The 22,414-nt window shown below is 63.0% G+C and carries 19 protein-coding genes; 15 read left to right on the top strand and 4 right to left on the bottom strand.

The genetic code is table 11. The features are described 5' to 3' along the window. The first annotated feature begins 151 nt into the window (after nt 1-151). From P3C50_RS21235 to creC, 6 genes are all read left to right on the top strand, one after another. The gene (locus P3C50_RS21235) at nt 152-1,393 is read left to right on the top strand and encodes an HD-GYP domain-containing protein (protein ID WP_275547502.1); all 1,242 of its coding nucleotides are present in this window, start codon (nt 152-154) and stop codon (nt 1,391-1,393) included. 81 nt (nt 1,394-1,474) lie between these two features. Continuing rightward, a complete protein-coding gene (locus tag P3C50_RS21230; protein WP_275547501.1) occupies nt 1,475-1,984 on the top strand; it encodes an ATP-dependent zinc protease in 510 nt (169 codons plus the stop codon). A 164-nt stretch (nt 1,985-2,148) separates the two neighbouring features. After that, nucleotides 2,149-4,179, top strand: coding sequence for a methyl-accepting chemotaxis protein (locus P3C50_RS21225; RefSeq protein ID WP_275547500.1), 2,031 nt, complete (start codon nt 2,149-2,151; stop codon nt 4,177-4,179). Nucleotides 4,180-4,237: 58 nt separating this feature from the next. Continuing rightward, nucleotides 4,238-4,678, top strand: coding sequence for a CBS domain-containing protein (locus P3C50_RS21220; protein WP_275547499.1), 441 nt, complete (start codon nt 4,238-4,240; stop codon nt 4,676-4,678). A 223-nt stretch (nt 4,679-4,901) separates the two neighbouring features. Further along, nucleotides 4,902-5,582, top strand: a complete 681-nt coding sequence (gene creB, locus P3C50_RS21215; protein WP_275547498.1) for a two-component system response regulator CreB — start codon at nt 4,902-4,904, stop codon at nt 5,580-5,582. A 3-nt stretch (nt 5,583-5,585) separates the two neighbouring features. Then, complete coding sequence (creC, locus tag P3C50_RS21210; RefSeq protein ID WP_275547497.1) at nt 5,586-7,007, top strand: two-component system sensor histidine kinase CreC; 1,422 nt, start codon at nt 5,586-5,588, stop codon at nt 7,005-7,007. Nucleotides 7,008-7,239: 232 nt separating this feature from the next. Here creC and P3C50_RS21205 read toward each other — a convergent pair whose 3' ends face one another. After that, nucleotides 7,240-7,728 carry a DUF2569 domain-containing protein gene (locus tag P3C50_RS21205; RefSeq protein ID WP_197856845.1) on the bottom strand — a complete coding sequence of 163 codons (489 nt, stop codon included), beginning with the start codon at nt 7,726-7,728 and terminating at the stop codon, nt 7,240-7,242. Nucleotides 7,729-7,840: 112 nt separating this feature from the next. Between P3C50_RS21205 and P3C50_RS21200 the strand changes: the two genes are divergently transcribed. Further along, complete coding sequence (locus P3C50_RS21200; protein WP_275547496.1) at nt 7,841-8,143, top strand: YciI family protein; 303 nt, start codon at nt 7,841-7,843, stop codon at nt 8,141-8,143. Nucleotides 8,144-8,195: 52 nt separating this feature from the next. Here the strand turns inward: P3C50_RS21200 and P3C50_RS21195 are convergent, their stop codons facing one another. After that, on the bottom strand, nt 8,196-10,496 hold the full coding sequence (locus P3C50_RS21195) for an ATP-dependent DNA helicase (protein WP_275547495.1): 2,301 nt from the start codon (nt 10,494-10,496) through the stop codon (nt 8,196-8,198). Further along, a complete protein-coding gene (locus P3C50_RS21190; RefSeq protein WP_275547494.1) occupies nt 10,493-12,124 on the bottom strand; it encodes a VRR-NUC domain-containing protein in 1,632 nt (543 codons plus the stop codon). The genes P3C50_RS21195 and P3C50_RS21190 overlap by 4 nt, the downstream gene beginning before the upstream one ends. A gap of 248 nt (nt 12,125-12,372) precedes the next feature. Between P3C50_RS21190 and P3C50_RS21185 the strand changes: the two genes are divergently transcribed. The 4 genes from P3C50_RS21185 (at nt 12,373) to P3C50_RS21170 (ending at nt 15,594) form a co-directional block, all read left to right on the top strand. Next, nucleotides 12,373-12,795, top strand: a complete 423-nt coding sequence (locus P3C50_RS21185) for a phage infection protein (RefSeq protein WP_275547493.1) — start codon at nt 12,373-12,375, stop codon at nt 12,793-12,795. A 179-nt stretch (nt 12,796-12,974) separates the two neighbouring features. Continuing rightward, entirely contained in the window at nt 12,975-14,318 is a 1,344-nt protein-coding gene (creD, locus tag P3C50_RS21180) for a cell envelope integrity protein CreD (protein WP_275547492.1), read from the top strand. A 52-nt stretch (nt 14,319-14,370) separates the two neighbouring features. Continuing rightward, a complete protein-coding gene (locus P3C50_RS21175; RefSeq protein ID WP_275547491.1) occupies nt 14,371-14,673 on the top strand; it encodes a hypothetical protein in 303 nt (100 codons plus the stop codon). Nucleotides 14,674-14,817: 144 nt separating this feature from the next. After that, complete coding sequence (locus tag P3C50_RS21170; RefSeq protein ID WP_275547490.1) at nt 14,818-15,594, top strand: hypothetical protein; 777 nt, start codon at nt 14,818-14,820, stop codon at nt 15,592-15,594. A gap of 257 nt (nt 15,595-15,851) precedes the next feature. Here P3C50_RS21170 and P3C50_RS21165 read toward each other — a convergent pair whose 3' ends face one another. Then, nucleotides 15,852-17,981 (bottom strand): TonB-dependent siderophore receptor, encoded by a 2,130-nt coding sequence (locus P3C50_RS21165; protein WP_275547489.1) that lies wholly within the window; start codon nt 17,979-17,981, stop codon nt 15,852-15,854. 246 nt (nt 17,982-18,227) lie between these two features. Between P3C50_RS21165 and P3C50_RS21160 the strand changes: the two genes are divergently transcribed. From P3C50_RS21160 to yegQ, 4 genes are all read left to right on the top strand, one after another. Beyond that, a complete protein-coding gene (locus P3C50_RS21160; protein ID WP_275547488.1) occupies nt 18,228-18,488 on the top strand; it encodes a DUF4212 domain-containing protein in 261 nt (86 codons plus the stop codon). A 6-nt stretch (nt 18,489-18,494) separates the two neighbouring features. After that, nucleotides 18,495-20,264, top strand: a complete 1,770-nt coding sequence (locus P3C50_RS21155) for a sodium:solute symporter family protein (protein ID WP_197856852.1) — start codon at nt 18,495-18,497, stop codon at nt 20,262-20,264. Nucleotides 20,265-20,355: 91 nt separating this feature from the next. Further along, nucleotides 20,356-20,862 carry a hypothetical protein gene (locus tag P3C50_RS21150; protein ID WP_275547487.1) on the top strand — a complete coding sequence of 169 codons (507 nt, stop codon included), beginning with the start codon at nt 20,356-20,358 and terminating at the stop codon, nt 20,860-20,862. A 173-nt stretch (nt 20,863-21,035) separates the two neighbouring features. Continuing rightward, the gene (yegQ, locus tag P3C50_RS21145; RefSeq protein WP_275547486.1) at nt 21,036-22,343 is read left to right on the top strand and encodes a tRNA 5-hydroxyuridine modification protein YegQ; all 1,308 of its coding nucleotides are present in this window, start codon (nt 21,036-21,038) and stop codon (nt 22,341-22,343) included. The last annotated feature ends 71 nt before the right edge of the window (nt 22,344-22,414 follow it).

Here is a 22,414-nt window from a genome sequence, read left to right as displayed (position 1 = left end):
TGAAGAATCTGGCTCAAAATTGCGACTAGTGGCATATGGCCATTTATTGCGAAAGGCGTGATGCTGATCGGTGTGGAACGTAAGGGGATTGCTCGTCGATTCCAAGGTGACGCGCTCGAGCGCTCCCACCAACTTGCTCTGGATTATCTCGATGTTGAAACGCATTGTGGTAGCCGATCTGCGCATCGGCATGTATGTCCAGGAATTTTGCGGATCATGGATGGACCATCCATTCTGGAAGTCGAAATTTCTTCTCAATTCACCGCAGGACCTGCAGCGCATCCGCGCCAGCAGCATCGGTGAGTTGTGGATCGACGTCAGCAAGGGCCTGGATGTCGAGGCCGGTGCCGTTGTCAGCACCGAGGCAGAGGCGCAGAAGGAGGTCGAGGCCACGCTGATGGCAGCGGTGCAGCCCCGTAGCACCGCGCTGAGTGCATCGATGGATACCGAACTGGAGCGCGCCGCCAAGCTCTGCGCCCGCTCCAAGCAGGCGGTGCTGAGCATGTTCGGCGATGCGCGCATGGGCAAGGCGCTGAATTTCGAACAGGCCGAGTCGCTGGTGGAGGAGATCTCCGAGTCGGTGATGCGCCACCCCAATGCCCTGATCAGCCTGGCGCGACTCAAGCATGCCGACGAATACACCTATATGCACTCGGTGGCGGTCTGTGCACTGATGATCGCCCTCGCGCGGCAGCTTGGTCTGGGCGAGGGGGCGGTACGCGAGGCAGGCCTGGCCGGCCTGCTGCATGACGTAGGCAAGATGGCCATCGATCAGGAGGTGCTGAACAAGCCCGGCAAGCTCAGCGACGCAGAGTTCGCGGCGGTGCGCCGTCACCCCGAGGCCGGCGGCGAGATCCTCCTGGCCGGCAAGCATGTCAGCGCCCTGGTGCTGGATGTCTGCCTGCATCACCACGAAAAGATCGATGGCAGCGGCTATCCGTATGGCCTGCAGGGTGAGCAGATCAGTCTGTTCGCCAGAATGGGCGCGGTCTGCGACGTGTACGACGCCATCACCTCCAACCGGCCCTACAAGCCGGGCTGGGACCCGGCCGAGTCGATCCGCAAGATGGCCGAGTGGAAGGGGCATTTCGACGAGGCGGTATTCCAGGCCTTCGTCAAGACGGTCGGCATCTATCCGGTGGGGGCGCTGGTGCGTCTGGAAAGCGGCCGGCTTGCGGTCGTGCTGGAGCAGAATGCCAAGTCGCTGCTGGTGCCCAAGGTCAAGGCGTTCTTCCTCGCCAAGTCTAAAGTGCAGATTCCGCCGGTGGTGATCGACCTGAGCAAAGCGAACGCACAGGATCGCATCGTCGGGCGCGAGTCGGCAGCGGTCTGGGGCTTCGAACATCTGGACGAACTCTGGAGCGGCATGCCTGCGCAGCGAGCCCGGCCGTAACGCTTTGTCATCCTTGCCGGGGAACACCGCAGGACAGGGGCAGTCGGATAACGGGACTTCCATTGCACAGGAGTGCCGACCTTGAAATACGCCCTCTTTCTGCTGGCTGCTGCGATCAGCCTGCCGGCCATGGCCGATGAACAACCAGACCTTTACGGCCGTTACGAGCTGATCAAACTCCCCGCCCTCGGCCAGACCCTCAAGGCCAAGATGGATACCGGTGCCATGACCGCCTCGTTGTCGGCCAAGGACATCGAGCCGTTCGAGCGCGATGGTGAGGACTGGGTGCGCTTCCGCCTGGCCGTAGACGGTGCCGAAGATACGGTCTACGAACATCCGCTGGTGCGCATCGCCGAGATCAAGAAACGCGCCGAAGAGAGCGATGCCGAAACCAAGGAAGTCGCCTACTCGCAACGCCCGGTAATCGAAATGCCGATTTGCCTGGGCGAGGAGGAGCGCACCATCGAGGTCAACCTGACCGACCGCAGCACCTTCAGTTATCCGCTGCTGATCGGCGCCAGCGCCATGCGCGATCTTGGTGCAGCCGTGGACCCTGCGGAGCGTTACACCCGCGATCGTCCGCAATGCTGAGCAAATTGTCGCATTTCAGAAAAGGCTGATAGTCATTGGCCATTACACTCCATAAGAGTGCCCCGTAACGACTACCCTGCCCAAAAGAGGGCGTCGGGCCTGCTTTTTGCTAAGTGCAATTCTTTGCCAGGCCTGTAGGCCCTTTAGGTCGCTGAGGTGTCGCTATGACGGGAGTACTCGAGCCGGGTGTACGGCTGTTGCAACGTTTCAGTTTTGCCCACAAGTTTCAGCTGGTGTTTCTGTTGTTCGCGCTTCCGCTCGGATACGCGTTGTGGGTCATCGGCAGTGACTACCTGTCACGCCTGCAATCGATCGACTACGAGGTGGAAGGCGCACAAGCGCTTGAGCGCATGGCGCGTGCGCAACAGGAGCTGATCGCCCAGCGCACACTGCTGGCACGCTGGAAAGGCACCGAGGGCGCTGCCCAGGGACAATTGCAGCAGCGTGAGGCGCAGCTCGACGAAGCGTTGCAGCAGGCCGCGGAGCCGCTGCAGAGCAGCCTGATCAGTGATCAGGCGCGGCAGCACTTTCAGGCCCTGCAGGGCGAGCGTGATGGTCTGCGCACGGCTGGTCTGGCCAAGGTGGCACTGCCCGATGCGTTGGAGCGTTACCAAAAGGCGCTGCTTTACCTGATCGCCCTGCGCGAGCAGGTGGCCACGGACAGTACCCTGATTCTCGATCCGCGCCTCGACACCTACCTGATGATGGAGCAGATCACCTACATCATGCCGCGGCTGCTCGAGCAGCTCGGCACTTTCGCAGCGCAGGGCCATGGCGCGGTGGTCTCGCAGCATTTCACCCTGCAGAGCCGCGTGCTGATCCGCGATCTGCGCCGCAGCCTGGACGAACAGCGTGCGCAGCTGGTCAAGGCGCAAATCACCCTGTCGCGCGAAGCACCGCAGGCGATGCGCCAGTTGAGCGCACCTTTCGACGCCTCGCTCAAGGCGTTCGACGACTTCCTCACGCAGATCGATCGTGACATGTTCGAGGCCAGCCCAATGGCGCTAACCCCCGAGCAGTTCGTGCAACAAGTCGAAGCGCTGGAGGGCCAGTTGCTGGCTCTGCAGCAGGCGGTTTACCAGCAGTTCATCGCCAGTCTCGGCGACTATCGGCAGCAGGCGCTGCAATCGATGATCGAGGTGATCGGTGCTTTCAGCGTTCTGACCCTACTGGCGATGTACGTGCTGATGTGTCTGAACGCGTCGATCCGCATCAGCACCAGCAACATCATCGAGGCTGCACGTGGTCTGCGCGACGGTGACTTACGCGTGCACATGCAGGTCAACGGTCGTGATGATCTAGCCGCCATCGCCCAGGCGCTGAATACTGCGGTCGAGCAGCTGCGTGACTCGCTGCAGGGGGTCAACCGCGAAAGCCAGCAACTGGAAAGCACGGTGCAACTGCTGGGTGGCCAGGCGCGTGACACGCTGGACGCCGTCGAGCAGCAACAGGCGCAGATGAGCCAGATTGCCACCGCAGCCACGCAGATGGCGGCTACTGCGCAGAGTGTCGCGCAAAGTTGCGAGCAGGCCGCCATGGAGGCGCAGCAGACCCGCGAGGTGGCGCTGAGCAGTAACCAGCGCAGCGAGCGCACCAGCGCCAGCATGCGCCAGCTCAGCAGCCGTCTCGGCGACAGCGCCGCAGCGTTGCAGCAACTGCGTGATCAGACCCAGCAGATCAACCGCGTGGTCGAGGTGATCAAGGGCATCGCCGAGCAGACTAACCTGTTGGCGCTCAACGCCGCCATCGAGGCCGCGCGCGCAGGGGAGGCCGGGCGCGGCTTTGCCGTGGTCGCCGACGAGGTGCGCTCGCTGTCCAAGCGCACCCAGGACTCGACCCAGGAAATTGCCCAGACCGTGGACAACCTGCAGCGGGTGGTTGGTCAGTCGGTCACCCTGATGGGAGAAGCTTGTAGCCAGGCCGACGGCGATATCGGCAGCGTGCTGGCCATGAGTGATGAACTGCAGAACATCGTCGACTCGGTGCAGCGCGTCAGCGACCGCCTGGCGCAGATCGCCACCGCCGCCGAGCAGCAGGCGGCCACCGCCGATGAAGTCAGTGGCAATATCCAGCAGGTCGATCAGGCCGCCGGGCAACTGCTCGATGGCGCCCAGGCCGTGAGCCGTGCCGCCGAGCAACTGCGCCGAGGCAGCGAAGGGCTGGCGCATAATACCGGACGATTCAGCCTCGGGTGAGGCTGACCGCGGCGGCCAACTCTGCTAAAAACGGATAACAACGAAAGGAGCCGCCCGCATGAAAACCGTCGCAGAGGTCATTCGCAATAAAGCCAACGCCTACGTCTACAGCGTCGACAGTGAGGATTCGCTGCTGGACGGGCTGCGTATCCTCGCCGAGCAAAAGATCGGTGCACTGCTGGTGCTTTCCGGCGGGCGTCTGGTCGGCATCGTCAGCGAGCGCGACTACGTGAGAAAGGTGGCGCTGGCCGAACGCTCGCTGCTCAACACCAGGATCAGCGAAATCATGACCCGCGATGTGATCAGCGTCGGCCCGCGTGACAGCGTGCAGTACTGCATGGAGCTGATGACCGAACGCCGCCTGCGTCACCTGCCGGTACTGGCTGAGGGCGAGCTGATCGGCCTGTTGTCGATTGGTGACCTGGTCAAGGAAACCATCGCCGAACAGGCCGACCTGATCCGTCAGCTGGAGCAATACATCCGCGGCGAGATTCCATAAGCGCGTAGCCCGGATGAGGGAAAACCTTGCGGGAGGCGCTTTCGACTCTGGCATCCTGCTTCGTTCTACCTCCTGCATCCATGCAGTCGCAGCGGCGAATGTCGCATAGGCAACCCGCCAATCTCCCCTGGCAGCTTGCTCCCGTTCTACGCTATCGCCCGCTTGACGCATGAACCAGCCGCCGGCAGTCTGCCGCCGTCGCCCCACAGGTGCAGGACGCCCGATGCCGCAGATACTTATAGTCGAAGACGAAGCCGCGATTGCCGACACGCTGGTCTATGCCCTGCAGGCCGAAGGCTTCGTCACCCATTGGTCGAGTCTCGGCGGCGAGGCGCTGACGCTGCTGGAGAACGGCACCTTCGACCTGGCCATTCTTGACGTTGGTCTGCCCGATATCAGTGGCTTCGAAGTGTGCAAACGCCTGCGCCGTTTCTCCGAGGTGCCGGTGATCTTCCTGACCGCGCGCAGCGAGGAAATCGACCGTGTGGTGGGTCTGGAAATCGGCGCCGACGATTACGTGGTCAAACCCTTCAGCCCGCGTGAAGTGGCGGCGCGGGTCAAGGCCATCCTCAAGCGCGTGGCGCCGCGTGAGATGCCGACAGCCAGCGCGCCCAGCGTCTTTCAGATCGACGATGCCGCCTTTCGCATTCATTACCACGGCCAGCCCCTGAGCCTGACGCGCCATGAATTTCGCCTGCTGCGCACGCTGCTTGGCCAGCCGCGCCGGGTCTATTCACGCGAGCAACTGCTCGATGCCCTCGGCGTCGCCAGCGAAGCCGGCTACGAGCGCAACATCGACAGCCATATCAAGAGCCTGCGCGCCAAGCTGCGCGCCATCGCCCCAGCCGAGGAGCCGATCCAGACCCATCGCGGCCTGGGCTACAGCTACGAGCCGGAGCTCTGAATCATGCCATTGGGCGTACGCATCTTTCTCGTCTACTTCCTCTTCGTCGGCCTGGCCGGCTGGTTCGTGCTGAGCACAGTGATGGACGAGATTCGCCCCGGCGTGCGCCAGAGCACCGAGGAAACCCTGGTCGACACCGCCAACCTGCTGGCCGAGATCCTGCGCGACGACCTCAAGTCCGGCACCCTCGGCCAGGGCCGCCTGCACGAGGCGCTTGAAGCCTATGGCCGGCGTCAGCCGCAGGCGAGCATCTGGGGCGTGACCAAGGCCGAGGTCAACCACCGCATCTACGTTACCGACGCCCGGGGCATCGTCCTGCTCGACTCGACTGGTCTGGCGGTGGGTCAGGACTACTCGCGCTGGAACGACGTGCTGCTGACCCTACGTGGCCAGTACGGCGCGCGCTCGACCCGTGAAGATCCGGACGACCCGGATTCCTCGGTGATGTACGTGGCGGCGCCGATCAGGGATGGCGAGCGCATCATCGGCGTGGTTTCGGTGGCCAAACCCAACCGCACCCTGCTGCCCTATATCGAACGCTCGCAAAACCGTCTGAGCTGGCTCGGCGTCGGGCTGATCGGCCTTGGCCTGCTGATCGGCGCGGCGCTGTCCTGGTGGCTCAGCGCCGCGCTGGGCAAACTCACCCGCTACGCCCGGGCGGTCAGCGAAGGCCAGCGCGCCGAGGCGCCGAAGGTGCGCGGTGGCGAACTCGCGCAACTGGCCCAGGCGGTCGAGCGTATGCGCACCGAGCTGGAAGGCAAGGCCTACGTCGAACGCTACGTACACACCCTGACCCACGAACTGAAGAGTCCGTTGGCCGCCATACGCGGCGCCGCCGAACTGCTCGATGGCGATATGCCGGCGGAGCAGCGCCAGCGCTTCGTGGCCAATATCCAGCAGGAAAGTGCGCGCCTGCAGAACCTGATCGAACGCCTGCTGCACCTGGCCCAGGTGGAGCAACGCCAGGGTCTGGAAGAGCGCGTAGCGGTACCGCTGGCGCCGCTGGTGGAGGAACTGTTGCAGGCGCAGCAGGCGCGCATCACAGCTACCAATTTGCAGATCGAACACGCGCTGCCAGCCGGCCTCAGTCTGCGTGGCGAACGCTTTCTGCTACGCCAGGCGCTGGCCAATCTGCTGGACAACGCCCTCGACTTCACCCCACCCGGCGGACACATGCGCATCGCCGCCGAACGCCAGGGCGAGCGCATCGTGTTGCGTCTGTTCAACCAGGGTGAAGCCATCCCCGACTACGCCCTGGCCCGCCTGACCGAACGCTTCTACTCCCTGCCGCGCCCCAATGGCGGGCGCAAGAGCACTGGCCTGGGCCTGAACTTCGTGCAGGAAGTGGCCGAGCTGCATGGAGGTGAATTGCATATCGGCAATGTCGAAGGTGGCGTTGAAGTGAGCCTGACGCTGCCCATCTAGGGCACGCTGGCGCTGCTGTGGGGTAGGCTTTGCCGCGACCGATGCATAAACCTGTCGCTGCTAAAGCGCCTCCCACGAGGGCTGCCCAGCGCAGAAATTAGATAGCGCCCACGCTCCAGCGTGAGAGCCGTCTCACGACTCTCTGCATCGCTCACTCGTTCGGAGATGCAGCTGCCTGCTGGTCAGTGCTGTAGCGTCGAGGTCTTCGTTCCCACCCAGCCGTGAGAGCGATCTATTCGGGAATGTCCTTCACGAACGTGGCTTCGACTCGTCTCGATACGAGCATGTAAGGCACCCAGATAACGGCGCTGAACAAGGTGCGTGCAAATTCCTTGGTCGTGTCCGGATCGAATACAGGTTCGTCGGTAAAGATGAGCGAGCCTAACCAGGCATCAAAGGGAATGAAGACCAGGGAAATCAGGATCGTGGCAATAAAGACCTTTGGGAAGAGATAGTGTTTTGTGAAGAACAGGTAAAGCAGAAGTGCGCACGCAATCAGCATGCATGAATTGAAGATGGCTTCGAAGACCAGCAGGGGCGCCCACAGCCAGTGATAGTACTCGGTGCCGGGAGTGGTCAGCGTTTCGAAGGTTCCGTCAGTGAATACTGAATAGAACATCGGCCCGTAGGTGATGGATATGCGCAGGGGCGTGATGATCAGACCGAGCCCGACCAGAATCAACCAGCCACCCAATCCCTTTAATTTTGCGTTATCGCTCATGTTTACATCCTTGTGATGCATGTCTGACTATGAATGGACACCCGCTCTGCTGGTGCCTGGGTTTCGCTGTGCGCGACCTAGGATACCTGCTGACGTAAACCAAGGAGAACGCATGCAATATGTAGTGACGGCATTCGATTTTACCGACCCGGATGCATTGTCTCGTCGTCTGGAGCACCGAGAAGCTCACCTGGACGGGTTAAAGAAAATGACGGCAGCCGGTACGTTTCTCAGCGGTGGGGCGATTCTTGATGCAGAGGGCCGTATGGTGGGCTCTTCTGCCCATGTCGAGTTTGGCAGCAGAGATGCACTTGAGCATTGGCTTGATCATGATCCCTATACGCTGGGGAAAGTCTGGGAAAAAGTAGAGGTGCGGGAGATCAAGCTCTTTCCTGTCGCGCAGTTTGCCCGCTAGCTCAGCATCACCAACGCTAGGACTTATGCACTGATCGCGGATAAATCCGCTCCTACAGGAGAGGTTGTGGTTCGGGTGTGGGGGCTTTGAGCGGCAAGCGCAGCAGTTCCACCTGCCACCAGGTTGGCAGCAGGCGGCGGACTTCGGGGCGGGCGAAGCGGTCGTCGATCAGATAGAGCACGCCCTGGTCTTCCGGCGTGCGGATCACCCGGCCGGCGGCTTGCACGACCTTTTGCAGGCCGGGGTAGAGGTAGGTGTAGTCGTAGCCATTGCCGAACAGGGCGTCCATGCGTTGGCGGATTTCTTCGTTGATCGGGTTGAGCTGGGCCAGGCCGAGGGTGGCGACGAAGGCGCCGATCAGACGTTCGCCGGGCAGGTCGACACCTTCGCCGAAGACGCCGCCGAGCACGGCGAAGCCTATGCCGCGGCCGCCGATCTGGAAGCGTTCGATAAAGCCCTGGCGCGCCGCTTCGTCCATCTGTCGCGATTGCGTCCACACTGGGATGTGCGGGTGATCGCGGCGCAGCTCCTGCAGCACCTGTTCCAGATACTGATAGCTGCTGAAAAAGGCCAGGTAGTTGCCGGGGCGTTCGGCGTATTGGCGCGCCATCAACTGGCAGATCGGCGCCAGCGAGGCGTCGCGGTGCTGGTAGCGGGTCGACAGGTTGCGCACCACCTGCACATGCAGTTGTTCGGCGCTGAACGGCGAGGCGACATCCAGGCACTGCGTCTCTTCCGGCAGGCCGAGCAGGTCGAGGTAGTAGTGACTGGGGCTGAGGGTGGCGGAGAACAGCGTGGCGCTGTGGGCGTCCTCGAAGCGCGGGCCGAGGAAGGGCGCCGGGAGGATATTGCGGATGCATAGGGTCGAGTAGCTACGCCCGTTGCCAGCCTCGACGCGGCTGATATCGAACAGCGAGTGCGGGCCGAAGCTTTCCGCTAGGCGGCAGAACAGCATGGCGTCCAGATAAAAACTTAGCAGCTCGCCGCCATTGCCTTCGGGTTGATCGGTCAGCAGGTCGGTGATGGCGCTGACCGCCTTGCCCAGCGCGGCCAGCAGCAGGTCCGGCGCCAGCGGGTAGACCTGATAGGGCACCTCTTGCTCGCGGTGCAGCTGATCCCAGTGGCGGTCGACCCGGTCCAGCACGCTCTTCAGCCGCTTCGGCGCGCCACGGCACATGGCCTTGAAGCGCGCCTGATCCAGCTCGGCGCTGTACATGCCGCGCCCGCGCTCTACCAGATTGTGCGCTTCGTCCACCAGCAGGCAAATGCGCCACTGGTTGATCAGGGTGAGGCTGTGCAGCAGCGCGCCGAGGTCGAAGTAGTAGTTGTAGTCGCCCACCACCACGTCGCTCCAGCGGCACAGCTCCTGGCTCAGGTAGTAGGGGCATACACCATGGGCGATGGCGATATTGCGCACCGCCTGCTGATCCAGCCAGCGTTCTTTGAGTGCCGCGCTGCGCGCTGCCGGCAGGCGGTCGTAGAAACCCTTGGCCAGTGGGCAGGAGTCGCCATGGCAGGCTTTGCTCGGGTGCTCGCAGGCCTTGTCGCGGGCGACGTGTTCCAGCACGCGCAACGGCGTCTCCGGTTCGCGCAGGCGTTGCAGGGCATCCAGTGCCAGGCGCCGGCCCGGCGTCTTGGCGCTGAGGAAGAACAGGCGGTCGAGCTGCTGGCCGGGCATGGCCTTGAGCTGCGGAAACAGGGTGCCGAGGGTCTTGCCGATGCCGGTGGTGGCCTGCGCGAGCAGGTAATGGCCGTCACGCGCGGCGCGGTACACGGCCTCGGCCAGTTGCCGTTGGCCATGGCGGAATTCGCCGTAGGGGAAGCTCAGTTTCTCCAGCGCCTGGTTGCGTGCGTGCTGATGTGCCTGCTCCTGGCGCGCCCAATGGATGTAGCGGCGGCAGTGCAGGGCGAAGAACTCGCCCAGGGACGCCGCGCTGTGGCGCTCGCGGAATACCGTTTCCTGCTGGGTGATGACGTTGAAGTAGACCACCGCCAGATCCAGTTCCTCGAAGCCCAGCTCCTGACACAGCAGCCAGCCGTAGATCTTCACCTGCGCCCAGTGCAGCAGGCGGTGGTTGGCGGGGATGCGCGAGATGTCGCCACGGTGGGTCTTGATCTCTTCCAGCAGGCGAAACTCGGGGTCGAAACCATCGGCGCGGCCACTGACCGTCAGCCCTTCGAACTCGCCGATCAGGGGAAGCTCGGAGACGTAATCCGGGCCGCGCCGCGCGACCACGGTGGCGTGTCCGGCCATACCTTCGGCGGCGGTGGGCGAGGGGGTGAAGCGCAGGTCGAGGTCACCCTCCTTCGCGGTGAACTCGCATAGCTCGCGCACGGCGATGCGCAGGCTCAATCGCTCCACTCCACGTAGCAGACGCTGACTGGCATGCCATGCTCGGCGCAGAACGCCAGCCAGCGTTTCTGGTTGTCCTGCAGACGGTCGCCGGGGCCTTTTACCTCGATCATCCGGTAGCGGCCCTCACTGGGCCAGAACTGGATCAGGTCGGGCATGCCGGCGCGGTTCTCGCGGATGTCGGCCAGCAGGCGGCGAAACCAGGCGGCAAGGTGCGCGGGCGGCAGGCAGATCAGGGCCTGCTCCAGGCGTTCGGCGTCGAGCAGCTCCCAGAACACGAAGGGTGACTGGATGCCGAATTTCTCGGCGTGGGTACGGCGTATGGCCTCGATATAGCTGCCGTCGTCCAGGCGCGCCAGGCAGGCGGCGAACAGCTCGCTGCGACGGGCATGGAAGTCGGCGCGGTGCAGATCCACCGGGCCGGCGTGGAAGGGGTGGAAGAAGGCGCCAGGCAGCGGGGCGAAGATCGCCTCCCAGCAGAGCAGGCCGAACAGCCCGCAGATCAGTGTGTTCTCCACGTAATGCACGGGCGCGTCCGGCTTGGCCAGGTGCATGGCCACGGCCAGTTCGACGCTGGCGGCGCGCGGCAGGCGCAGGTCGAGACGATTCTCGCTGAGCTTCGCCGCCCTGGCCGCTGGCGCCAGGCCGAGGCGTTTGCGCAGGCGGGTGCGCGCGCGTTCGGCCAGTTGCGCTTCTTCGGCGTTGTGTGGCGCCTCGATCACCTGCTCGGCTAGGGTCAGCGCCTCGGCATCGCTGCCCAGGCGCTCGAGCACGCGAATCTGCCGCTGCCGCGTGCCAACCGCGTGAGTATCGCGGTACAGCGCGAGTGCTGATTCCAGCTCGCCAGCGCGTTCCAGCTGCTGCGCCATTTTCAGCAGCAGGCGTTGGTAGCGCTCGCCGATATGCGGGTTGTCGCTGGCAAAATCCCCGAGCTGCTGCAGCACCTCGGCTACAGGCAGGCCGGCTTCGAAGGCCTCGCGGCAGGCGCGCAGATGCAGGTAGTCGTCCACATCCTTGCGGTTGCGGAAGCCGCGCGAGCCCGGCGTGATCGGCACCTGTTCGTAGCGGAAGATGCCCAAGTCGGCGAGCACGAACTCCGACCAGTTCTGCGCCAGGTTGCCAAAGAACATCAGCCGCAGGCGGTCGCACAGCGGGCCGATGGCCAGGCTCAGCAGGCGCTCGTCCAGTTGCGGGCACCAGTCGGCCAGGCTGCGTGGTTCGACATGCAGCTCGCGCAGGTGGTCGAGCACCTCGCTTTTCTTCAACGCTCCGCGTGGCAGGTTGGCGGCGAAATGCGTGGCCAGTTCTTCCTTGAGCAGCAGGGCGCCCAGCTCGTCGAGACTCAGAGCCGCGCAGTCGATCAGCCAGCCCAGCACCAGCAGCGGTGCAGCCGCACTCTGGATTTCGCCTATCTCCGCATAGCGCAGCTTGCTGACACGAAAGTGCACGCCCTTGCGCATCACCAGGCGCACCAGCAGCGCCTGGGCGGGTAATGGCAGCTGGAGAAAATCCACGATGAAGGCGCGCTCGGCATCGTCCATCAAATCGCGGTGATGGGCGCCGAGCCAGTCGAGGGCCTTGCGGAAGTTGGCCAGGTAATAGAGTTCGGGGGCGTCGAGGGCGAGCATGCTGCGAAGTTTTACTGGTTTTTTATACAGATGCCAGTGCCTTTCGCCCGCGCAGCTGCCGAGCAGACGGAAGGCGAGGGTGATGCCGCCTGGTCTTTTCTGATGGCTATCTGGCTGATCGATAAACGCTTTTTTCGGGTATCGACGGCGTCGATGGTCACTATCCCGAGATGTGCCTTTTGCCATTCTGAGGCGTGCGTAACATGACAACCGTAGCCAGTTACTCACCCCTCTTCAGGAGAACGACCATGAAAAAGCAGATCTTCGCCAGCCTCGTTATCGCCGCCCTGTCGGCCAGCGTATTCGCTCTGCCACAGATCTCCGCGCAACAGTCCGCTGCTCCGGTCGTGGCCGAAGATGGTGCTGATCGCGTAGGCATCAATCGTGTCGCCGAAGGCGGTGCCGAGCTTACTCTAGAGCGTTTTCGCGTAGCCGAAGATGGCGCAGATCGCGTTGGTCTGAACCGTATCGCCGAAGGTGGCGCAGATCGTGTTGGTCCGAACCGCGTAGCCGAAGGTGGTGCTGACCGCGTGGGTCTTAACCGCGTAGCCGCAGACGGTGCTGATCGCGTTGGCCTGAACCGCGTAGCCGCAGATGGCGCTGACCGCGTTGGTCTGAACCGCGTTGCCGCAGATGGCGCCGACCGCGTAGGTGCCAGCCGTATCGGCTGATCCGGTCATCCATCACGCGGGAGCAGTCGTATGCCGCATAGCAGTTAGGAAGGGCGCCCCGAATCGGCGCCCTTTCTTTTTCACCCATTCTCCACACAATCTCCACGCTCGCCCCATACGCCACCCACCGCCCCTGCCCAGACTCTGCCGTACCTTCACTCGCTACGGAGAGCCGTACCATGAACCGTTCCCTGGGCTTCAAGCTGGGCGCCATCGCCCTGCTGATTTTGCTACTGATGATTCCCCTGCTGATGATCGATGGCCTGGTCGACGAGCGTCAGGGCCTACGCCATGAGGTGCTGCAGGACATTGCCCGCAGTTCCAGCTACCGCCAGCAGATCACCGGGCCGATCCTGGTGCTGCCCTACATCAAGACCACGCACGAGTGGAAAACCAACGAGAAGACCGGCGAGCGCTATAGCGAAGAGCGTCAGCGCCGCGGCCGCCTGTATTTCCTGCCGGAGCGCTTCGTGCTCGAAGGGCAGGTTGGCACCGAGCTGCGAGCGCGCGGCATTTACGAAGCGCGCCTGTACCGCAGCGACAGCCAGGTCAGCGGTCAATTTCGTCTGCCGGCACGCCTCGGGCTGGGCGACGACCTGGGTTTCTACCGCTTCGAGAAACCCTTCCTCTCGGTCGGCATCAGCGATATCCGAGGTATCAGCAACGACCTGCAATTGCGCCTGAACGGCCAGACCCTGAGTTTCGCACCGGGCAGCGGCGACGATAACTTCGGCGCCGGCGTGCATGCACCGCTCCCCGCTCTGGATGCGCAGGGTGGGCAGACGCTCGAGTTCTCCTTTGATCTGAAACTGCAGGGCACCGAGCAGCTCTCGATAGTGCCGGTCGGGCGTGACAGCCGGGTCAAGCTGAACTCCGACTGGCCGCACCCGAGCTTCGTCGGCGAATACCTGCCGAGCAGCCGTGAGATCAGCGCTGCGGGTTTCACTGCCGAGTGGCAGACCAGCTTCTTCGCCACCAATCTGGAGGAGGCTTTGCGTGACTGCGTGGGCAGCGAGCGTTGTCAGGGGCTGTTTGGCCGCAACTTCGGAGTGAGCTTCGTCGACCCGGTCGACCAGTACCTGAAGACCGATCGCGCGATCAAATATGCGCTGCTGTTCATCGCTCTGACCTTCGCCACCTTCTTCCTCTTCGAGGTCCTCAAGCGCCTGGCCGTACACCCGGTGCAGTACGCCCTGGTCGGCCTGTCGCTGGCGCTGTTCTACCTGCTGCTGTTGTCGCTCTCCGAACATCTGGATTTCGCCCTGGCCTATCTGCTGTCTGCCTGCGCCTGCGTCGGCCTGATTGGTTTCTACGTCAGCTTCGTGCTGCACAGCTGGCGACGCGGGTTGGGCTTCGGCAGCCTGCTGGCCGCGCTGTACGCGATGCTCTACGGCCTGCTCAACGCCGAGGACTACGCCCTGCTGATGGGCTCGCTGCTGGTGTTCGGCGTGCTCGGCAGCGTGATGGTGCTGACCCGCAAACTGGACTGGTACGGCGTCGGCCGCAGCGCTGCGCAGGCCTGAATCTGAATGGCGCGGTCACTACAAGCCGCGCCTCTTGTCGGAGGTGATCCCCATGCGTCTTCTCATGCAATTTTCCGCCTGCCTTGGGCTCGGTCTGGTGGTGGCAGTGATGATCCTCATCGGTCTGATGTTCTGTGGCTGGTTCAATCTGATCGACGGCCTGTTGCTGACCGGCAAGCCGCTCGCAAGCCTGAGCCTGATGGTGCTGCCAGAGAGTTTCTGGAGTGCCCTGACCGGTATCCAGGACGCGGCGAGCAACGGCACGCTGCGCTCCTTCCTGTCGCTGTGCGCGGCGTTGGGCCAGGTCGGCCTGCTGCTGGCGCTGGGCTTTATGCGCCTGTGGTATCGGGCATGAGCGGGCATATCGGTTTGCGCGAGGATACGCGTGTCGGGCAACTGCTAGCGCGGCGTATCGCCTGGCTGTTTCGCGATGCCCATCATGGGCAGTGGGCGGTTAGCAGCGTAGACTCGCGCCGGGATGAACCGGAGGCTCTCAAGGATGAAAACTTTATTTGCCGCAGCCCTGGGCTGCATGCTGCTGAGCGGCGCCATACTGGCTGAAGATTGCCGCCAGCGCCTGCCGGCCTGGATCGAGATGGCCCATCCGGGCCATGCGCTGGAAGACGAGCGCGGGCGCTATCGTGTGGACGCCGAGCGCAGCATCTGCAAGGTCTGGCCGGCGCGGCCTCAACTGACCCTGCTTGCGATGCCGCTGGTGCGCGCCGAACACGATGGCTACGGGGAAACGGACCTGGAATTGCTGGTGTTCGATAGCGCCAGGCAGCGTTTCCTGGCGCGCTTGGTCGAGCCCAATCGACTGGATTGGGATGCGGTTTTTATCGAGGATTTGAGGTTTGATACCGCGCCTTATCGCCTGCGCGCAGACGATATTGCATTCGGTGTGCGGATATCGCGGAGCGGCAGTTCGCGGCCCAATCCGTTCTATGAAACCCGGCTCGATCTTTACCAGCTGGACACCGATAGCCTGCGCCCATTGTTGAGCGAGTTACCGGTGAGAACGGCTGGAGGCGAGTGGGATACCAACTGCAGCGGAGCGTTCAGCGAAACCAAGGGCGTGGTCATCATCACCGACCGGGCTGGGCACGGCGGGTATCGCGATCTGCTGTTGAAGAACGCGCGTGTCGAGCGGCGTATGGCGCTGATCGACGGCGAATGCCAGACCGTCGAGGAAAACTCCCATCGCTATCAGTTGCCCATCGAGTTTGCTGAGGACCGCTATCTGCTACCGATCGAGTTGGTCTCCGATCCGCTCTAAAGGCACGTATTCGCCGCTCTTGCCAACCCTGTAGGAGCGAATTCATTCGCGATAAGAATTGGGGTGTTCGCGAATGAATTCGCTCCTACAACGGCAAAAGCCATATCCGCTTGGCCTGCGCCTGAGGGCAGATAGCGTCGTAGGTGACGATATGTAGCCCGGATTTGATTCGGGAATAGGGTGCCGGGCCATCCCCTGGTTGCATCCGCGCTACGAGGTGACAAGCCAGGGTGAACCGCGTTCCCTGGCGCTCGGCTTTACAGACTGACCGAAATCCCCGCCTGCAGCGTGCGCGGTTCGCCCGGGTAGGACCAGACGTTCCAGGCGCGCTCTTCATAGTGCTTGTCGAACACATTGTTCAGATTGAGGTTCAGGCGCACGTTCTCGGTCAGCGGGTAGTAGGCCAGCAGGTCAACCAGGCCGTAGCCGTCCATGTCGAAGGTGTCGTTGCTGGTCTGGCCCTGGCGCTCGCTGACGTACTTCAGGCCGATGCCCAGGCCCAGGCCGGCCAGCGGGCCGCCGTCGAACTCGTAGGTGTCGAGCAGGTTGAAGCTGTGTCGTGGCACGTTGCCCAGGCGCGTTCCTGCCGGCATGGTGGCGCTGGTGCTTTCGGTGACTTCGGCGTCGACATAGGCATAGCCGCCGATCACCCGCCATTGCGGGGTGATGTTGCCGGCCAGGTTGATATCGAAGCCACGGCTGCGCACTTCGCCAGCGGCGATGCTGCGTGTTGTATCCAGCGGGTCGCTGGTCAGCACGTTTTCCTTGACGATATGGAACGCCGCCGCGGTCAGGCTCAGGTCGCGGTCGGCCATGTCGTACTTGATGCCGACTTCATGAGCGACGCCTTCTTCCGGATCGAAGGCATTGCCCAGGCGGTCTGCGCCACGGTTGGGTTTGAACGAGCGCGAGGTGTTGGCGAATACCGCCAGTTCGTCGGTGAGGTCGTAGATCAGGCCGAAGCGCGGCGAGACTGCATTGTGCGCCTGATCCCAGCTGCCGCTGCGGTTGAGCTTGTCGTCATAGCTCTGCTCGAAGCGCTCGATGCGCGCGCCTACCTGCGCCTTGAGGCGTTCGGTCAGGGCGATCTGGTCCTGCAGATAGAAGGCGTAGGATTTCAGCGTCTCGGCGTCGTGGGTGGTGGTGCGGGTCAACGCTGGCAGCGGCTGGCCGTGTACCGGGTTGTACAGGTCGATGGGGTAAGCGTTGCCGCCTGGCGAGCGGATGATCAGCGAGTTGTAGTTGAACTTGTCGTACTCCACACCCACCAGCAGGGTGTGGGCGAAGCCGCCAAGGTCGAAGTTGCCTTCGGCGTTGGCCTGGGCATTGACGTCGTTCCAGTTCAGCCAGCGCTCGTTGTAGTTACGCCCGACCACGCTGCTGCCAGCGGCCAGGCCGCGGTAGGCGTTGCTGTTGTTCTCCACGGCGCCGCCGGACAGGTCGCCATCCAGGTACTGCACACCGCCGCGCAGCGTCCAGTCGTTGAGCAGGTGTTCGATGCGCAGCTGGGTGGTGGCATTGGCGTTGGTCAGCTTGCCGGCGGCTTCCTCGCCGAGGAAGCGATCGCGCGGCAGCTTGCCGTTCTGGTTGGAGTAGCGGGTGACGCCACGGTCGAGCGGGTGGCGGTTGTGCAGGTAGTCGCCTTCGAGGGTGACGGCGGTGGTCTCGTTGAGTTGCCAACGCAGCACCGGGGCGACGTTGTAGCGCTCGCTCTCGACGTCATCGCGGAAGCTGTCGCCGCCTTCGGCCACCAGGTTCAGGCGGTAGGTGAAGGCTGCTTGTTCGTCCAGCGCGCCGGTGGTGTCCAGCGTGCCGCGGCGCAGGCCTTCGCTGTTGACCTGGCTGCCCAGCACGGTGCGGCGTTCGGCCTGCGGCTGCTTGCTGACGATGTTGAAGGTGCCGCCTGGATCGCTGCGGCCGTAGAGCATGGCCGCCGGCCCGCGCAGCACTTCGATGCGCTCGATGGTGCTGGCGTCGGGCATGTTCGGGTAGCCGCGGTTGACGGCGAAACCGTTGCGGTAGAACTCCTGGCTGTTGAAGCCGCGAATCAGAAATTCGGTCAGACCCTGGCCACCGAAGTTGTTGCCGCGCTCCACGCCGCCGGCGTAATCCAGCGCATCTTCCAGGCGCACCGCGCCGATGTCCTGCACCACCTGCGCCGGCACCACGCTGATCGACTGCGGAATCTCGTGAATCGGCGTATCGGTACGGGTGGCACTGGCCGAGCGGCTGGCCCGGTAGCCATCCACCGGGCCGTCGGCCCGCTCGCTGGGGGCGGTGATCTGCATTTCTTCCAGTGCCAGCGGTGTGTCGTTTTCCGTGCTGGCGAAGGCGGTGTGACCGGCGAGAGCGGGTAGGGCGAGAAGCGGTACGACCAGGCGTCGCATGATGTGAATCCTTGGGGCGTCGGGTAGGTGAGGGCCCAGGATTCTAGTGTTTTAGAGAATGGCTATCAAATGAGTTTTTATCTTATTCGTAAACTTTTCGGCCGCCATTTCTCTTCCACGGTTTCGCTGTTCGCGATGAGTGTTGGAAACGTCGTGATGCGGCTACTACCAATGTCTATCTGTCGGACGGTGCTGGCCTGCTGCTAGCTTGAAGCTGCATCAGAATAACAATAACCGGAGGCGTCTATGACTTCTGAACAAGCAAATGCCGCGGCCTACTGGAAGGCCAACGTGCGGCTCATCACCTGGAGCCTGATCGTCTGGGCACTGGTTTCCTACGGATTCGCCATGATCCTGCGCCCGATGGTCTCGGGAATCTCCGTTGGCGGTTCCGACCTCGGATTCTGGTTCGCGCAGCAAGGCTCCATCCTCTTCTTCATCGGGCTCATTTTTCACTATGCGTGGAGACTGAACAAACTCGATAAAGAATTTGGCGTCGAGGAGTAAGCGGTCATGAGCCAATTCGTAATCAACATGTTGTTCGTAGGCGCGTCCTTCGCGCTCTACATCGGCATCGCCATCTGGGCGCGTGCCGGCTCCACCAAAGAGTTCTACGTCGCCGGCGGTGGTGTGCATCCGGTCACCAACGGCATGGCGACTGCCGCTGACTGGATGTCCGCTGCATCCTTCATCTCCATGGCGGGCCTGATTGCCGCCGGCGGTTATGCCAACTCCACCTTCCTCATGGGCTGGACCGGCGGCTACGTGCTGCTGGCGATGCTGCTGGCGCCCTACCTGCGCAAGTTCGGCAAGTTCACCGTGCCGGATTTCATCGGTGATCGCTTCTACAGTCGTGGCGCGCGCCTGACTGCGGTGATCTGCCTGGTGATCATCTCCGTGACCTACGTGATCGGCCAGATGGCCGGTGCCGGTGTTGCCTTCTCGCGCTTCCTCGAAGTGAGCAACTCCACCGGTATCTGGATCGCCGCGGCCGTGGTATTCGCCTACGCCGTATTCGGTGGCATGAAGGGCATCACCTACACCCAGGTCGCTCAGTACGTGGTACTGATCGTGGCCTACACCATCCCGGCGATCTTCATCTCCCTGCAGCTGACCGGTAACCCGATCCCGCCGCTGGGCCTGTTCGGTGACCACGTCGAGTCCGGCGTGCCGCTGCTGCAGAAGCTCGATGAAGTGGTACGTGAGCTGGGCTTCGCTGCCTACACCGCCGATGTCGACAACAAGCTGAACATGGTGCTGTTCACCATGTCGCTGATGATCGGTACCGCCGGTCTGCCGCACGTGATCATCCGCTTCTTCACCGTACCGCGCGTGGCCGATGCCCGTTGGTCCGCCGGCTGGACCCTGATCTTCATCGCCCTGCTGTACCTCACCGCTCCGGCCGTTGCCTCCATGGCGCGTCTGAACCTGGTGACCACCATCTATCCGGAAGGCACTTCTGCCCCGGCCCTGTCCTACGAAGAGCGTCCTGAGTGGGTCAAGACCTGGGAAACCACCGGCCTGATCAAGTGGGAAGACAAGAACGGCGACGGCCGCATCCAGATGTACAACGATGCTGCACCGGCCTTCACCGCGACCGCTCAGGAGCGTGGCTGGAACGGTAACGAGCTGACCGTGAACAACGACATCCTGGTTCTGGCCAACCCGGAGATCGCCAACCTGCCTGGCTGGGTAGTCGGTCTGATCGCGGCGGGCGCCATTGCCGCGGCATTGTCGACGGCGGCTGGCTTGTTGCTGGCGATTTCTTCGGCGATCAGTCATGACCTGATCAAGACGCTGATCAATCCGAAGATCAGCGAGAAGAACGAGATGATGGCGGCGCGGATATCGATGGCCTGCGCAATCTTGCTGGCGACCTATCTGGGCTTGAATCCACCCGGGTTCGCCGCGCAGGTGGTGGCGCTGGCCTTCGGTATCGCTGCGGCAACCCTGTTCCCGGTACTGATGATGGGGATCTTCTCCAAGCGCATGAACGACAAGGGCGCGATCTGCGGTATGGTCGCCGGCCTGGTCGTGACGCTGCTGTACATCTTCACCTACCTGGGTTGGTTCTTCATTCCGGAAACCAACATGCTGCCCAATACCCCGGACCAGTGGTTCATGGGTATCTCCCCGGCTTCCTTCGGTTCCGTCGGCGCCCTGATCAACTTCGCCGTTGCCTACGGCGTATCGATGGTCACCGCCGAGCCGCCGCAGGAAATCCAGGATCTGGTGGAAAGCGTGCGTACCCCCAAAGGTGCTGGTGCCGCTCTGAACCACTGAGCATAATCCTGGCCTGACACCATCTGTCGATGGTCCAGGGTCTGACAGACGGGCCTCCACTGGAGGCCCGTCTTTTTTCGGGAACAGTCATATGTTGTGGACTTTGCTTGCCATCGTGGTCGCGGGGCTCGGCGCTGCCGGTATCGCTCTGCTGCTGCGCAAACTGACGCGCAACAAGCTGCCGAGGTGGATCGTGCCACTGTTCGGTGGTCTGGGGATGCTGAGTTATCAGGTGTTCTACGAGTACTCCTGGTTCGAGCACCAGCAGGCGCGTCAGCCCGCGGAGTCGGTCGTCGTTGCGACCGAAGCGGGTCACGTGTTCTGGCGCCCGTGGAGCTACTTCGTGCCGATGGTCACCGCCTTCACCGTGCTCGACAGCAAGAGCGTGGTGCGCGAGCAGGTGGCGGATGCGCAGGTGGCCGAGTTCATGCTCTATCGTTTCGAGAAGCAGCACATCGATCACGTGTCGCACCAGGCGCATCTGCTCAACTGCACGACAGCCGAACTGTTGCCGCTGGACGAGAAGCAACAGCCTCAGGTCGCTCAACTCAAGCGTGTCGACAAGGACGAGGTGCTGTACCAGCGCGTCTGCATGTAGAGCGAATTCATTCGCGATGATTTGCCTCGGTGAAGGCCATGGTCGCGAATGATTGGCTCCCACCCTAATCGGCAAAGGCCGGGCGCAACGCCCGGCCTTTCATAGATGCAGATCAATGTTCGTCTGCGCAGCCTGCCTAGAATCGCCTGCTTTGCCTTGCATGCAGGTGTTTCATGTCGTTTTTCCCCGAACTGCTGTCGCCGGCCGGCACCCTGAAGAACATGCGCTACGCCTTCGCCTACGGCGCCGATGCGGTGTATGCCGGGCAGCCGCGCTACAGCCTGCGCGTGCGCAACAACGAGTTCGACCATGCCAACCTCGCCGTCGGCATTGATGAGGCGCACGCGCAGGGCAAGCAGTTCTACGTGGTAGTCAACATCGCCCCGCACAACGCCAAGCTCAGGACCTTCCTCAAGGACCTGGCGCCGGTGATCGAGATGCGCCCCGATGCGCTGATCATGTCCGACCCCGGCCTGATCATGCTGGTGCGTCAGCACTATCCGCAGATGCCGATTCACCTCTCGGTGCAGGCCAATGCGGTGAACTGGGCCAGCGTCGAGTTCTGGCGCCAGCAGGGGCTGACGCGGGTGATCCTCTCGCGCGAGCTGTCGCTGGAGGAGATCGAGGAGATCCGCAGCGAGGTGCCGGGCATGGAGCTGGAGGTGTTCGTCCACGGCGCACTGTGCATGGCCTATTCCGGGCGCTGCCTGCTGTCGGGCTACATCAATCGCCGCGACCCCAACCAGGGAACTTGCACCAATGCCTGCCGCTGGCAGTACCAGGCCACGCCGGCGAGCGAGAACGAGCTGGGCGAAATCGTCCGCGTGGTCGAGCCGACACTGGGCCAGGGCGCGCCGACCACCCAGGCATTTGTGCTGCAGGAGGCGGGGCGGCCGGACGATGAAATGACCGCCTTCGAAGACGAGCACGGCACCTACATCATGAACTCCAAGGACCTGCGCGCGGTGCAGCACGTCGAGCGCCTGGTGCGCATGGGCGTGCATTCGCTGAAGATCGAGGGGCGCACCAAGAGCCATTTCTACGTGGCGCGCACCGCGCAGGTCTACCGCCGCGCCATCGACGATGCGCTGGCCGGCAAGCCGTTCGACCCGAGCCTGCTGGGCAGCCTGGAGTCACTGGCGCATCGGGGTTACACCGAGGGTTTTCTGCGTCGCCACGTACATGACGAATACCAGAACTACCAGCGCGGCAGCTCGGTGTCGGAGCATCAGCAGTTCGTCGGCGAACTGACCGGCGAACGCCGTGGCGAGCTGGCCGAAGTGCGGGTGAAGAATCGCTTCGCCGTCGGCGACGGCCTGGAGCTGATGACGCCGCAGGGCAACCTGCGTTTCGGCCTGGAGCACCTGCAGAATGCTCAAGGGCAGGCGCAGCCGGTGGCGCCTGGCGATGGCCACGTCCTGTATCTGCCGCTGCCGGCGGATGTGCAGCTGGAATACGGGCTGCTGATGCGCGATCTCTAGGTTTTCGTAGGGTGGATGACGCTCCTTTCACCCACCATGAGGGCAACAACCTTGGTGGATGGGTGAAGCGT

Source organism: Pseudomonas sp. Marseille-Q0931, assembly GCF_940789645.1.
In the GTDB taxonomy this organism is placed as follows: Bacteria; Pseudomonadota; Gammaproteobacteria; order Pseudomonadales; family Pseudomonadaceae; genus Aquipseudomonas.
The sequence above is the reverse complement of the archived record's forward strand: the minus strand, read 5'-3'. Positions and strand labels throughout refer to the sequence as shown.